The following is a 12,452-nucleotide window of genomic DNA, read 5'->3' as shown; positions in this document are numbered from 1 at the left end:
GAAAGACTCCCTTGGCGCTGGATAGTTGAACGCACCCTCTCCTGGCTCAATCATTCCAGACGTCTCAGTAAAGATTATGAGATATCCGTCTCATCTGCTGAGACTATCGTCAAAATTTCTCATTTCCATACCTTGCTTAAACGCTTATGAATACAGCTTTTAAATCTGTAAATCTGGTTTTGTCGTGCTTCTCACGGAGTACGCAGATTGAAATCCAGCTACTACTGCATGGCTTTCCCTCGGCCTTCTACACGGTCCTCTCCCATACCCATTCTGCCAAACCTCATCTGGGTAGGAGCAGCAGAACCATCACTCGAAATCGAGGTCACTGTCTCTGTCAGCGTCAGATCAGTGGCTTTTTCCCCATTGACCAGAAGCGCGCAGGTTTGCCCCACCTCCAAACCGGGAGCACTCAGGATCACCACCTCGAACGGCTTTTCAAGCGTTACATCCAGGACGGTCTGGTTTACATCGTCAGCCAGCTCAATCTGGGTTCCGGCGGGCTGTACCCCGTCAAACCAGACTGCCAACCGCGGCTGTATCCCGTCGGATGGCACCTGCATCATCCCTGCGCTGCCCGCAGCCATCAAGAGTCCCCCACTGATCTCGCAGCTTCCATCGTAGTCAAGCGCACTGTCCCCGCCGCTGGTTGGACCATTCACGAGGACCGTCCCTCCTTCCAGATAGAGGCCACCGTTGGAGTCTAGCCCATCTCCATCCGCGTCTACAGTCAACATCCCGCCGGTCACCCGGATAAAGTAGTTGTTCTGGCTGGTCAAGCGGTCCGGACCAAGGTTTTCGTCACTGCCTCCCGCCGCGTTAACTCCGTCGTCCGATGCGGTTAAGACGATCTCTCCTCCACTGATTTCGACCGTTGTTCCCTCCAATCCCTCATAGGAACGCTCGATCCGGATGTCTCCCGCTTCGATTGCCAATGCACCGTCCGCATGGGCTCCATCGTCACCGGTTGAGATACAAAAGTCCCCTCCTGATATGGTCAGATTGCCGTTGGAGTGGAGTGCATCGTCCACACTGTCGATTGAAAATGTCCCGCCGCTCACTGTGAGCAGGGTTCCCGCCTTCATTCCCTTCTGGCTCTCAGAATCAGTCGTGGAACTGGTCGGCTGTGCCGCTTCTGTATCCGCTGCAAACTGGACAGAAGCTGTCTGTACGGCTTCAGCATCCTGTCGGTTAGGCGGCACACTGCCTGGCCGAGCTTCTCCTGGCGTCTGGCCATCGGGTGGTGTCGCGCCCGCTTCACGTTTGGGCTGCTTCCCTCCGAACCCGCCGCCAAATCCCTGCTCCACACGTTCCGGTGCATTCTCACTGCCGCCCCCGGTAACAATCTCATAGGATCCCCCCGTAACGGTCAGTACGGTTTCTGCCTGTATTCCGTCATTGCCTGCGGAGATCTGGTAGCTCCCTCCCGACAGAAGAATCCATCCTTTCTGTGTGTCCTCATCGTTGTTCGATTTGATCCCGTCCCCCTCTGCGTCAATCGCGAATGTTCCATCTGAGATGGTCACCGAGTCCCGCCCTCGCAGGCCATCGTTCGCCGCGGTGACGGTTAAGGTTCCGCTCTCAACCAACAGGTTGTCCTTGCTGCCGATCCCATTGTGATAGTTTCCTGTAACAGTCAGTGTTCCCGTCCCGGTAATTGTCAGATCATCTTTGGCAAATACTGCCGCATCAGGTTCGTCCCCGCCATCCGGGAATTGATATTCCGCGCCATCCGAGATAACGTTGGAGCTGCCATCCGCCAGCAGAAGGGTCGTGTTTCCCGCCTGTTTCGCGTAGATGCCTGCGCTGTCCGAACAGGAGATCGTTACCCCGTCCAGCACCAGCGTCACCGCATCCTGTTTGCCTGCGTCAACCAGAATCTGCCCATCATCGAGTGCACCGGCGATCCGGTAGGTTCCCGCTTTGGTAATCGTGACATCCGCGCCATTTACCGACGCGCCTGTCCCGGCGACTGAAGCCGTTCCCCCATTCAGGGTAATCTGCACCACTCCATCGGATGTTCCCGCCGAAGCGGCGGCAGATGATGCACTCTGGCTGCATCCCGCAAGCATTCCAAGCGCCGCCAGCATCGCTGTAATAACCATTTTCTTCTGTTGATTCATTCCACTGTCCCCCTGACTACAATTCATCCTGAACGGAAGAAACCCGTCCACAGCTGATATTCAGATTTCCATTGCGGCAGCGCAGTTCATCAAGAAATGCTTTGCTGATCCCGCTTCCGGGAAGTTCCACCAGATAGCACAGCTCATAAAGACTGCCCATATTGGTGGTGCGCACCCGTTCCAGTTCGGTATAGACTGTATATTCCTGAAACAGGTCGTCAAATATGCCCTCGTAATCCAACCCCTCGGGAATCGTGATTTTGAGTTCCCGCCGGATATGGGAGGGCACCCCAAACCGAACCGCGTTGAGCAAAAGCATCATCGACCCCACCAGGATCAGAAACAGCGCCGCGTAACCGGGATACCCCATCCCACAGGCGAGCCCAATCGCCATTGCGAAAAACAGGCTGCCGATCTCGCGGGCAGTGCCCGGCACCGACCGGAACCGCACAAGGCTGAACGAGCCTGCTACCGCGACCCCTGCGCCGATGTTGCCGTTGACCAGCATAATGACAATCTGCACAATCGCTGGCAGGAACGCGAGCGTCACCGCAAAGCTCCGGGAGCAGGTTCCCTGCCGAAGATGCAGCCTGGCGATTGCATACCCAAACAGGAGGGAAGCGGATGTGCAGAGCAGCACTCCCGGAAGGGTAACCCCCGCCTGCAAAACAGGCTGGAAGAGCAAATCAGGCACAGACAGCGCCCCCTCTCAACCTCTGCTGCCTATAGAGGTACTGCTGATAGCAGGCGCCATATTTGGAAAAAGAGGTCGGATAGATTCTCAGGTCCCCCAGCAGATGTGCCATCCAAAGCGGCATTGCCCCCGGCAGCTTGAGTTCCATCAGAATTTTCCCATCCCGTCGGATTGGCGCCCCCCAATCCCCTTTGGAAAGGTCAAGCGCAGTATTCCGCCACCGCAGCCTGGTATCGAATGTGACCCGCAGGTCTGGCTCTTCCTCTGAGAAGAGGGCGGTCCGATCGTATCCGATGAATACCTTCGGCTCGGGACGATAGAACTGCATCGCCCAGCCGATCTCATTCAGAATCTGTTCCTGGCCGTCCGGACGTTCCCCATTCCAAAGGAACCTCTGCGCCTCTCCCTGTGTCAGAACCGCCCGGCGTTTATAGACCACCCCATCGAACTTTTTCTTGAGTTCAAGAAAGACCGGGCTTTGGGAATCCGGCACCCTATAGCTGCGCAGCCGCAGCTTCTCTTTATAGACCGGCTTCTCAAGGGAAGCACGTATCAGTTGATAGTCGGGTGTATCATAGTAGATGTTGCAGATCGTGTATCTGCCATAGCGGTCCTCCCGCATCCGGCCGGAAAGCTGGTCCCGCAGGGCGGTATACTGTTCCCGGTCAAGCAGATATTTTTTCTCATAGCGCTGAAAAACTGTCTGCGCCATACGCTCACCTCCGTTTTTGTGGTTGCCATTATCCTAACGTCTGTTTCTGAAAATAGTCTAAAAAAACTGTTTCAGACTATTTTCAGGTTCCCGTCCTATCCTTTTCATGGGGAAAGGATGGTTGTCCCGTCCCTGTTTCTATGCTATACTGTTCTTATTTTCAGGCGCTTTTCGCATCTAAAAAAATTTGAAAGGTGGCAGGAGGGGTAACATGCGGGTTTTGATCGTGGAGGACGAACGCAGGCTGGCGGATGCGCTCTGCCAGATCATGAAGGGACAGAAATACGGGGTAGACGCGGTTTATGATGGGCAGGATGGGTTTGACTATGCCATGAGCGGTCAATACGATGTCGTGGTGCTCGACGTAATGCTCCCCCGCAAAAACGGGTTCGAGGTGGTCCGGGCGCTGCGTGCACAAAACAACCCGATCCCGGTGCTCCTGCTCACCGCCCGGGAGGAGATTGCCGACAAGGTGACCGGCCTCGACTGCGGTGCGGACGACTACATGACCAAACCATTCTCCCCCGAAGAGCTGCTCGCCCGGGTGCGTGCACTCTCCCGGCGGCAGGGCGAGGTGCAGTTGGAGGAGCTGCGGTTTGACGACCTCTGCCTGGGCCTTTCGACCCGTTCCCTCTCCCGCCGGGAAAAAGCGGTAACCCTCGGCTTTAAAGAGTTCGAGGTCCTGCGGATCCTGCTCTCCAACCCGAAGCGGATCGTCCCGAAGGAGGACCTGCTGACCAGGGTCTGGGGCACCGATTCGGATGCTGAGGACAACAACGTGGAAGCCTACATCTCGTTTCTGCGCAAAAAATTAGCCTACCTCGGCTCCCGTGTCGGTATCGGCACAGTACGCAAGGTAGGGTATCGACTGGAGATCGCACAGCTATGATCCATAAACTGCGCAAAAAATTCATCTTGATCAATATGATGCTGGTAGGGGCTGTCCTGTTGGTGGTATTCTGCGCAGTCTGCCTTTCCACCCATCACCGCCTGCGTGAGGACAGCCTGAATGCCATGCGGCAGGCTGTCAGTTACCCGTTTGACGAGAAGTTCCCGCATCTTGAGATCGGTAGAAAGGAGCGGCGTTCGAAGGGCAAACCAATGCCGATGATGCCGGTTTTTGTCGTCGAGCTGGCTGGAGATGGCTCGGCCGCATCGGTCCGGGGAAAAAATGTCACCGTCGATCCGGATGCGGTTGCCGAACTGGTTGATGCAGCGCAGGCCGACGGTGCGCGATCGGGGCGTCTGCCCTCCTATGGGCTGCGCTATCTCATCGCAGAAACCCCGGACGGAACGCAGATCGCATTCGCAGACACTGGCAGTGAACGGCAGTCGATGCTCAATCTGCTGCTGACCTCGCTGGTAGTGGGTATCTGCGCGCTCGGGGCCTTTTTCGCAATCAGCGTTTATCTGGCACGATGGGCACTGCGTCCGGCCGAGCGCGCATGGCAACAGCAGCAGCAGTTTGTCGCCGACGCTTCCCATGAACTGAAAACCCCGCTCACCGTGATTCTGGCGAATATGGGAATCCTGCTTTCGGCACAGGACCAGATCGGCCCGGCGGAGATCAAATGGGTCGAAAATACACAGGCCGAAGCCCGGCGGATGAAACAACTGGTGGACGATCTGCTGTTCCTGGCCCGGGCGGATGGCGCCAAAAACAGGCTGGCCTTTTCCCGGTTCAGCCTGAGCGATGCGGTCTGGAGCGCACTGCTTCCGTTTGAAGCACTGGCGTTCGAGCAGGGGGTGGACCTGCAAAGCGAGATCGAACCAGACCTCTGGCTCACCGGACACGAGGGACAGATCCGCCAGCTTACCGCCATCCTGATTGACAATGCCTGCAAATATGCCGGAAAGCGCGGGACGGTTACCGTCACCCTGCGGCGCACAGGGGAGCAGCTTCTGCTTTCGGTACACAACACCGGCAGCCAGATCCCGGCGGATACGCTGCCCCACCTGTTCGAACGGTTCTACCGCGCTGACCCTTCCCGGGCGCGGGAACGGGGCGGCTACGGGTTGGGGCTGGCGATCGCGCAGACGATTGTGCAGTCCCATTGCGGCAGGATTTCGGTCGAAAGCAGCGCCGCGCAGGGCGGTACCTGTTTCACTGTCCAGCTTCCGCAGAATCCCCCGCGGAGCGGAATCAGAGAAACAACGTCAGGATTGGGACGGTAACCATCGAAAGTGCGGTGGTCAGGAAGATACACTTTGACCCGAAATAGGAGTCCGCGCCGTACTGTTCCGCGAGCAGCGCGGTGGTGGTTCCGACCGGCATCCCCGACATGACGGTCGCAACCGTCACAAGCATCGGGTCGAGCCGGAGCGCTTTCATGATACACATGACTGTCAACGGGATCAGCAGCAGCCGCACTGCCGCCAGGTAGCAGACACTCGGCTCGATCACCGTTTTAACGTCGATGTCCGCAAGGATTGCACCAATCACGATCATCGAGATCGGGGAGGTGCAGTTTCCGATATTCTGAATCACCGTGTCAAAGAGCGGCGGCAGGTGAAACTGGGTAATCGTCCGCAGCACCCCCAGCGCAATCGCGATAATTCCCGGGCTCAGCACCACGTTTTTGATCCGGGTTTTGAGATCGGCTTGGGTGAAGAGCGAGATACCTGCCGACCACATGAAAATCCGGTTCGGGATGATAAACACCGACGCATAAAACAGGGCCTTCTGTCCATAAGCCCCGGAGATGATCGTCATGCCTGCGAAGCTCGCGTTGGTAATCAGGGTCCCATACCGGAGAATACTGCTTTTCTCGTAAGGATACCTGCGGTAGAGCAGCTTTCCAAGCAGCATTGACCCGAAGCAGACGCCAAACGAGAGCAGGAGGATCTGGGATGCGTTTTTCGCCTCCTGCAAGGTGATGTCCTGGCCGAACGACTGGAAGATCAGGCATGGCAGCGCAATCCGGATAATCAGGTCGACAAGGCTCTGCCGCGACTGCGGGGTAATGATCCGCCGTTTGCGCGCATAAACCCCCACCAGCAGGTAGATCAGCAGGATCATCTGCGTATTGAGCATCGTAATAAAGTTTTCCATACTCTGCCCCCTCTTCTCTGTCTCAAACGGTTTGGTTCTACTGATGGAGCACACTCCGTTCCCGCCCCGACGCAAGAGCTGCATTACAGTCCGCATTCAGCCCGGCTGCACATTCCTCCGGTGTTACCCGGCCGGCCAGCAGGTCGGCAATATGGGGATAGAACACGCTGCGGACCGAATCGCTGGACCCCTGCCAGTTCGGGCTGTTGTTCATGAAATCCACCACATGGCTCGAATTGGCGGCAAAATCGCTCAGCATGGTGATCTGGCCCGCATATTTTTTCGACACGGTCTTGCTCATGGGAATGTTCCCCGCAGAAAGCTCCAACCACTCGGGTGTTTCATAAAGATAGCGAAGAAACGCCTTGGCGATCCGGATTTTGGCGTCGTCACCATTGTCGAATATCTCAAACCCATTGGGGAAAGAGGTGGCCACATCGCCCGGATAGTTGACAAAACCATAATTGCTCAGATCATCGTAGAGGCTTTTGTTTGCACCATTAAAGTTATACAATACCAGCTTTTTGGTCGAAAACAGCTCGCTGCAATCCTTCATCTCCAGATTTTCCGGATGCGGAGGATACCAGCCGCGTTCCACCCCGCTCTGAAGCCATGTCAAAGCCTGAACCGCTTCGGGGGATTCCAGATCAAAATTCCCGTCGGCATCAAAAATTTCGCTGCCAAATGCGCGGAGATAGGACATGATATGGGTATCCCCCTGGTTGTTTTTTCCGTACATCGCAAGCGGGTGGACGTCCTCGGGCAGGTTCGCGGCGAGCGTATCCAGAATCTCGGTCCACTCGTCCATCGTCCAGTTCTGGATTTCCGTCCCCTCTCCGCAATAGGAATCCAATCCGCAGGAACGAAAATATGCCTTATTGTAGATCAGGATGTTCTGCATCGTCAGAAACGGCATCATATAGGTGTTCCCGTTGGTCATGCTGATGGTCCAGGCCGAATCGTAAATGTCGGCCCGGATGGCATCGGTAATCATGTCATCCAGCGGAACCACCCGCCCGGTATGGATATAACCCGCCATATTGAAATAACCTTCATACAGAATATCCGGCGCGTCCTCGGTGTCGAAGGTTTCGGTGATCGCTGAAACCTCATCAGCAAGAGCGAACATCTTCACGTCGATCGTCACATTGGCATCCTCATACTGCGCGGCAAACGCCTGACCGACCCGTTCCAGAAACGCCTGTGTATTGGTAATCTCCGGGTTGCTGACGCAGTTCATCTCCTGAGCGGGTGCCTTCAGAATGATGGTCACATCCTGCTTTCCCTGTCCAGATGCCCCTTCAGGCCGCACGCCGGCCCCGCACCCGGACAGCAGGCAGACTGCTGCCGCAAAAAGGACGATGACCCTCCGCAACTCTCTCATTCCAGACGCCTCCCATCAGATTTTGGAACCAACATGTGAGGGAATGCCCGCGCTCCCTGCACTCAGCTTTTTCAACAGAACGCTGACATCAATGGGTTTGGCAAGGAAGTCGTTCATCCCGCTTTCAACAGCCCGATCCCGGTCCTCCTTAAAGGTGTTCGCGGTACAGGCAAATATAACAACCGTCTTGGCATCCGGCCTGTTCAAACTGCGGATCTCCATGGCGGCTGAACAACCGTCCAGAACCGGCATCTGCATATCCATCAGAATAATGTCAAATTCCCCTGTCTCGGAATCTGCAAACCGCTGTACAGCTTCCTGCCCATTTTCGGCATGAACCACTTCGAATCCTTCGTCCGACAGAATCTCCATCAGGATTTCAGCGTTCAGCTCGTTATCCTCCGCCATCAGGATTTTTACCGGTTTGCCGGGATATACGGCGTGCTCGTCGGCCGCCGCCTCATCGACGTGCGGGTCTGTATACTCTGCAATCTCGGATGGAAGCGAAACGGTGAAAACGGTCCCTACATTCAGTTCGCTTTCCACGCGGATATCCCCGCCCATTGCATCCACCAGCAGCTTGCTGATAGCCATGCCAAGCCCGGTCCCCTTCACGCTGTCGGAAGTCTTGTTGCGCTCCTGGCTGAACGCATCAAAAATCTTGTCGATAAACTCCCTGCTCATCCCAAGGCCCGTGTCCTGACAGCGATAGATTGTGGTCACATGCGTTTCATCCGTTTTTTCCTGGCTGACCGAAAGCGTAATGGAGCCGCCCTTTGGAGTAAATTTAGCGGCATTCCCCACAATATTCATCAGGACCTGTTTGATCCGGGTGCTGTCCCCCATGACACAAGGCTCCAGAACCTCCTGCTCGACGATAAACTGAACGCCGCGGCTCTCGATATTGTCCCGCTGCATCGACCAGATCGCATCGACCAGCATTTCCACCAGGAGCGGTTCGTTGATAAGGTCAACCTTGCCGGCCTGCAGCTTGGACATGTCCAACACATCGTTGACCAGCGAAAGCAGATAGTTCGCGGTGCTGTGGGATTTGCGCAGCCAGTCCTTGACCTGCTCCTCCTGGATCGGGTCGCCGATGCGGCTCATCATCAGATGGTTCAGACCGATCAATCCGTTGAGCGGCGTACGGATCTCATGGCTCATGTTGGAAAGGAACTCGCTCTGGGATTTTGCTCGTGCAACTGCCTGAACCGCCCTGTAATGGGATGCGGTCAGCGCCAGCAGCAAAAGCGTTGCCACCAGCATGACAACCGCCAGCATGACAACGCTGAGAATGGCAAACGCCTGGCTTCTTTCCGTAAAGGCCCTGTTTTCCACAACCATCATGAAATACCAGTCGATGTTATCTTCAAAAGGGGTGAAATAAAGCAGCTTCCTGACCCCGTTGACATCCGTATAATGGAAACTGAACGTTTCGGAATTCTGCATCTTTTGGGCAACCTGTTCATTGCTCAGGTCTGCATGTGTGCCCGCAGACAGTATATTATAAAAATTATCCGCTTCATTCAGATAAAGGGTCTTTTGGATGCCAATAACATAGTCCCCCGATGTGCTGACCACCGTACAATAGCCGCGACGGACACCGTCTTTCAGAAAGCTGTCCAGAATGATATGGCGCTGGATGGTATTGATATCGCTCAGGCCGATCAGAGCGCGCATCTTGATTCCGTCGACCTCAAAGTTGTCCAGACCAATCCCGTACAGAACATATTCCCTTGACATCCCGGCCTCTTCCGCCTTGTCATCCCAGCGAGCCACAACCCGCTCTTCTCCATTGGAAAAATATGGAAGAAGATCAACCCGCCGGTTCATGGTGTCCTGTGCGGGATCATAGACCACATATTTGTCTGTATAGACTTTCCCGTCCTCCGCCAACAGATAAATATGAGAAAAATCACTGGTAGAGCACTCCAGATTCATACGGGTTTCCGCTTCAAGGATGGACTGGCAACGATAGGACGCAAACCGTTTCGCCATCCCTTCCAGTTCATCCCAGCTTGTCTCAATGAATGCTTCGATGCTCCGTTTATCGTGTTGGGACAGCTCGCTGATGGTATTCAGCATGTTATGGGTAACCATCTGGTTTAACTGGCTGATATAGACCGCCATTGTTATGCTGATGATAAAAAGACCCGCAACGATTTTCAAAACGAACGATACTTTTGAATTCGGCTTCATAGCTGCCCATACCACCTTGCATTCATCCGGATTCCCATGCCACCGCCAGACCATTGGCTGATGATTCCGCAGTAAGATCAACTTTGAACTCGCTCTGCCGGTTTTAGCCCTGATGTAACATATGCAGAATGCTGTAAAACGATACAGCGTCCTTCAAGGAAGGCAAAACGACAACAACGCTCTGCTTTTATTCATATAATTATAGCATAGCCAGGCTGGAAAGTCCATGTCTAAATTCGAAGGCGATCTTCTCAAGAAAATATAGAAAAATCTGTTGACATTTGCATAAAAATCCTGTATGATAAATAACGTTGTAAGGAAAGCAGCTTCTGACCAAATGGTTCCCCGGTGGGTGGACATGCAGGATTGCTTTTGTCTTTCAATCCGGCCCGGTAGTTCAGTTGGTTAGAACGCTAGCCTGTCACGCTAGAGGTCGTGGGTTCGAGCCCCATCCGGGTCGCCACTTTCTGTTGGAATTTTGTATTGCGGGTTTAGCTCATTTGGTAGAGCGCCACCTTGCCAAGGTGGAGGTAGCGAGTTCGAGCCTCGTAACCCGCTCCAGAAAAACTGGTATGTATTGCATATCAGTTTTTTTATTTTCTGTAAGCATCTGCGGTCCGATCAGATAACGCCAAATAGGCCGAAACTGCAGGGGGCGATTTTGATGGATTTTTTAACACAGATACAAGAATACCGACCCTGCTGTGAGCAGGAAACGATTGACCGGGAACGTATCCTCTCACTAGCAAAGTGGTTTTCAGAAATGATCCTGACCCGGGACTGTGAGCTTGCACACATCACCGGCTCAGGGATGATTTTCAACCCCAAACGAGACCATGTTCTGATGGTTTATCATAACCTCTATAAAAGCTGGTCCTGGACAGGCGGCCATGCAGATGGTGAGCCGGACCAGCTTTCCGTCGCGCTGCGGGAGGCCGAAGAGGAAACCGGCGTTCATGGGATCCGTGCTCTGGATACCGGCATTGCAGCGCTTGACCTGCTGTCGGTCCCTGGACACTATAGACGCGGGCAGTATGTTTCTGCGCATCTTCACCTTTCAGTCTCCTACCTGCTCGAGGCGGATGACAGCCAGCCGCCCACGGTCAGGCCCGAAGAGAACAGCGGCGTGCAGTGGATCCCGATCGACCGTCTGGAGGAATTTTGCAGCGAACCGGCGATGCTCCCGATCTATCAGAAACTGATTCGAAAGGCGGTGGAACTCTGATGGAGCTTCAGGAGATCGTCCGCCCTCTGATCGAGTGGTATCAGGCCAACAAGCGGGATCTTCCATGGCGGCGGGAGGCCACCCCCTACCGGGTCTGGATTTCCGAAATCATGCTGCAACAAACCCGCGTGGAGGCCGTCAAAGGATATTTCACACGGTTTATCGAAGCCCTGCCGGATGTCCAGTCGCTGGCCAGCTGCTCCGAGCAGCAGCTTTTAAAGCTCTGGGAAGGGCTTGGCTATTATAACCGCGCCCGCAACCTGCAAAAGGCAGCACAGGTCCTTGTTGCGCAGTATGGCGGACAGCTGCCCGCCGATTATGACGCACTTCTTTCCCTGCCGGGAATCGGCCCCTATACGGCGGGGGCGATCGCCTCCATCTCCTATGGGATCGCACAGCCGGCGGTGGACGGAAACGTATTGCGTGTGATCTCTCGGATCACCGCGAGCCATGCGGACATTTCCGACCCGGCAACCCGCATCTTGGTTGGAGATGAGCTGCGAAAGGTGATGCCTGTACTGGAGCCGGGGACGTTTAATCAGAGTCTGATGGAACTGGGCGCAACCGTCTGTGTCCCGAACGGGATGCCGGATTGTAAAAATTGCCCGGTATACAGGCTGTGCGAAGGCAGGAAACAGGGGGTTGCGCCCGACCTGCCGGTCAAAACTGCGAAAAAGCCCCGCAAACTGGAACATCGCACGATTTTGCTTCTGGTACGGGACCATCGGATTGCGCTCCGGCGGCGGCCTCCCAAAGGGCTGTTGGCAGGTCTATGGGAACTTCCTTCCTTATCTGGAGAGGCCGGACAGGCCGAAGCGGTTGCGGCTGTGCGCGGCTGGGGGCTGGAACCACTCCGGGTCCAGCCGCTCGGGGAAGCCAAGCATATCTTCACACATGTTGAATGGTGGATGACCGGGCTGAGGATCACCGTCGAAGAAGCCTCGCCCAGTGAGGAACTGGTGTGGGCAGGGCCGGATCAGCTCCGGGAGGAATACCCCCTGCCCTCCGCCTTTCGCGCTTATCTTCCGGCTGTGGAAGCGTAGGGGGTTTGTTTCACATCCAG

10 protein-coding genes, 2 tRNA genes and 1 pseudogene are annotated in these 12,452 nt (G+C 55.2%); 7 read left to right on the top strand and 6 right to left on the bottom strand.

Annotated elements, in window-relative coordinates; all coding sequences use genetic code 11:
- Nucleotides 1-150: pseudogene (locus C814_RS23920) on the top strand (IS5/IS1182 family transposase); the annotation flags it as partial.
- A gap of 71 nt (nucleotides 151-221) precedes the next feature.
- Here C814_RS23920 and C814_RS22560 read toward each other — a convergent pair.
- From C814_RS22560 to C814_RS19410, 3 genes are read right to left on the bottom strand one after another with little or no spacing between them, the layout of a single operon-like run.
- Entirely contained in the window at nucleotides 222-2,123 is a 1,902-nt protein-coding gene (locus C814_RS22560) for a carbohydrate-binding domain-containing protein (RefSeq protein ID WP_016317147.1), read from the bottom strand.
- Between the two features lie 16 nt (nucleotides 2,124-2,139).
- A complete protein-coding gene (locus tag C814_RS19415) occupies nucleotides 2,140-2,817 on the bottom strand; it encodes a DUF4956 domain-containing protein (protein ID WP_016317146.1) in 678 nt (225 codons plus the stop codon).
- On the bottom strand, nucleotides 2,810-3,529 hold the full coding sequence (locus tag C814_RS19410; RefSeq protein ID WP_016317145.1) for a polyphosphate polymerase domain-containing protein: 720 nt from the start codon (nucleotides 3,527-3,529) through the stop codon (nucleotides 2,810-2,812). The genes C814_RS19415 and C814_RS19410 overlap by 8 nt, the downstream gene beginning before the upstream one ends.
- A gap of 211 nt (nucleotides 3,530-3,740) precedes the next feature.
- On the opposite strand from C814_RS19410, the gene C814_RS19405 reads away from it, so the two are divergent.
- Together C814_RS19405 and C814_RS19400 are read left to right on the top strand one after the other, a co-directional pair.
- Nucleotides 3,741-4,418 (top strand): response regulator transcription factor, encoded by a 678-nt coding sequence (locus C814_RS19405; protein ID WP_016317144.1) that lies wholly within the window; start codon nucleotides 3,741-3,743, stop codon nucleotides 4,416-4,418.
- Nucleotides 4,415-5,704, top strand: a complete 1,290-nt coding sequence (locus C814_RS19400; RefSeq protein WP_016317143.1) for a sensor histidine kinase — start codon at nucleotides 4,415-4,417, stop codon at nucleotides 5,702-5,704. The genes C814_RS19405 and C814_RS19400 overlap by 4 nt, the downstream gene beginning before the upstream one ends.
- Here the strand turns inward: C814_RS19400 and C814_RS19395 are convergent.
- The 3 genes from C814_RS19395 to C814_RS19385 are packed head-to-tail and all read right to left on the bottom strand — an operon-like array spanning nucleotide 5,673 to nucleotide 10,164.
- Nucleotides 5,673-6,581, bottom strand: coding sequence for an AEC family transporter (locus C814_RS19395; protein ID WP_016317142.1), 909 nt, complete (start codon nucleotides 6,579-6,581; stop codon nucleotides 5,673-5,675). The genes C814_RS19400 and C814_RS19395 overlap by 32 nt on opposite strands.
- 37 nt (nucleotides 6,582-6,618) lie before the next feature.
- A complete protein-coding gene (locus C814_RS19390) occupies nucleotides 6,619-7,965 on the bottom strand; it encodes an ABC transporter substrate-binding protein (protein ID WP_016317141.1) in 1,347 nt (448 codons plus the stop codon).
- 15 nt (nucleotides 7,966-7,980) lie between these two features.
- Nucleotides 7,981-10,164: an ATP-binding protein gene (locus C814_RS19385; RefSeq protein WP_016317140.1), complete on the bottom strand. Its 2,184-nt coding sequence runs from the start codon at nucleotides 10,162-10,164 to the stop codon at nucleotides 7,981-7,983.
- A gap of 386 nt (nucleotides 10,165-10,550) precedes the next feature.
- On the opposite strand from C814_RS19385, the gene C814_RS19380 reads away from it, so the two are divergent.
- The 4 genes from C814_RS19380 (at nucleotide 10,551) to mutY (ending at nucleotide 12,432) form a co-directional block, all read left to right on the top strand.
- Nucleotides 10,551-10,627, top strand: a tRNA-Asp gene (locus C814_RS19380).
- Nucleotides 10,628-10,649: 22 nt separating this feature from the next.
- Nucleotides 10,650-10,725 (top strand) — tRNA-Gly (locus C814_RS19375).
- Between the two features lie 103 nt (nucleotides 10,726-10,828).
- Complete coding sequence (locus C814_RS19370) at nucleotides 10,829-11,389, top strand: NUDIX hydrolase (protein WP_016317139.1); 561 nt, start codon at nucleotides 10,829-10,831, stop codon at nucleotides 11,387-11,389.
- Nucleotides 11,389-12,432, top strand: coding sequence for an A/G-specific adenine glycosylase (gene mutY / locus C814_RS19365; protein WP_016317138.1), 1,044 nt, complete (start codon nucleotides 11,389-11,391; stop codon nucleotides 12,430-12,432). The genes C814_RS19370 and mutY overlap by 1 nt, the downstream gene beginning before the upstream one ends.
- Nucleotides 12,433-12,452 lie beyond the last annotated feature (20 nt).

The sequence above is a fragment of the Anaerotruncus sp. G3(2012) genome (assembly GCF_000403395.2).
GTDB lineage: Bacteria > Bacillota > Clostridia > Oscillospirales > Ruminococcaceae > Anaerotruncus.
This window is presented reverse-complemented; position numbering and strand designations above follow the sequence as displayed.

What these genes read in the sequence shown, in the direction of transcription:
- C814_RS19410 (WP_016317145.1), bottom strand. Translation starts at nt 3,529, where the DNA reads ATGGCGCAGACAGTTTTTCAGCGCTATGAGAAAAAATATCTGCTTGAC.
- C814_RS19385 (WP_016317140.1), bottom strand. Translation starts at nt 10,164, where the DNA reads ATGAAGCCGAATTCAAAAGTATCGTTCGTTTTGAAAATCGTTGCGGGT.
- C814_RS19400 (WP_016317143.1), top strand. Translation starts at nt 4,415, where the DNA reads ATGATCCATAAACTGCGCAAAAAATTCATCTTGATCAATATGATGCTG.
- C814_RS19390 (WP_016317141.1), bottom strand. Translation starts at nt 7,965, where the DNA reads ATGAGAGAGTTGCGGAGGGTCATCGTCCTTTTTGCGGCAGCAGTCTGC.
- C814_RS19405 (WP_016317144.1), top strand. Translation starts at nt 3,741, where the DNA reads ATGCGGGTTTTGATCGTGGAGGACGAACGCAGGCTGGCGGATGCGCTC.
- C814_RS22560 (WP_016317147.1), bottom strand. Translation starts at nt 2,123, where the DNA reads ATGAATCAACAGAAGAAAATGGTTATTACAGCGATGCTGGCGGCGCTT.
- C814_RS19395 (WP_016317142.1), bottom strand. Translation starts at nt 6,581, where the DNA reads ATGGAAAACTTTATTACGATGCTCAATACGCAGATGATCCTGCTGATC.
- C814_RS19370 (WP_016317139.1), top strand. Translation starts at nt 10,829, where the DNA reads ATGGATTTTTTAACACAGATACAAGAATACCGACCCTGCTGTGAGCAG.
- mutY (WP_016317138.1), top strand. Translation starts at nt 11,389, where the DNA reads ATGGAGCTTCAGGAGATCGTCCGCCCTCTGATCGAGTGGTATCAGGCC.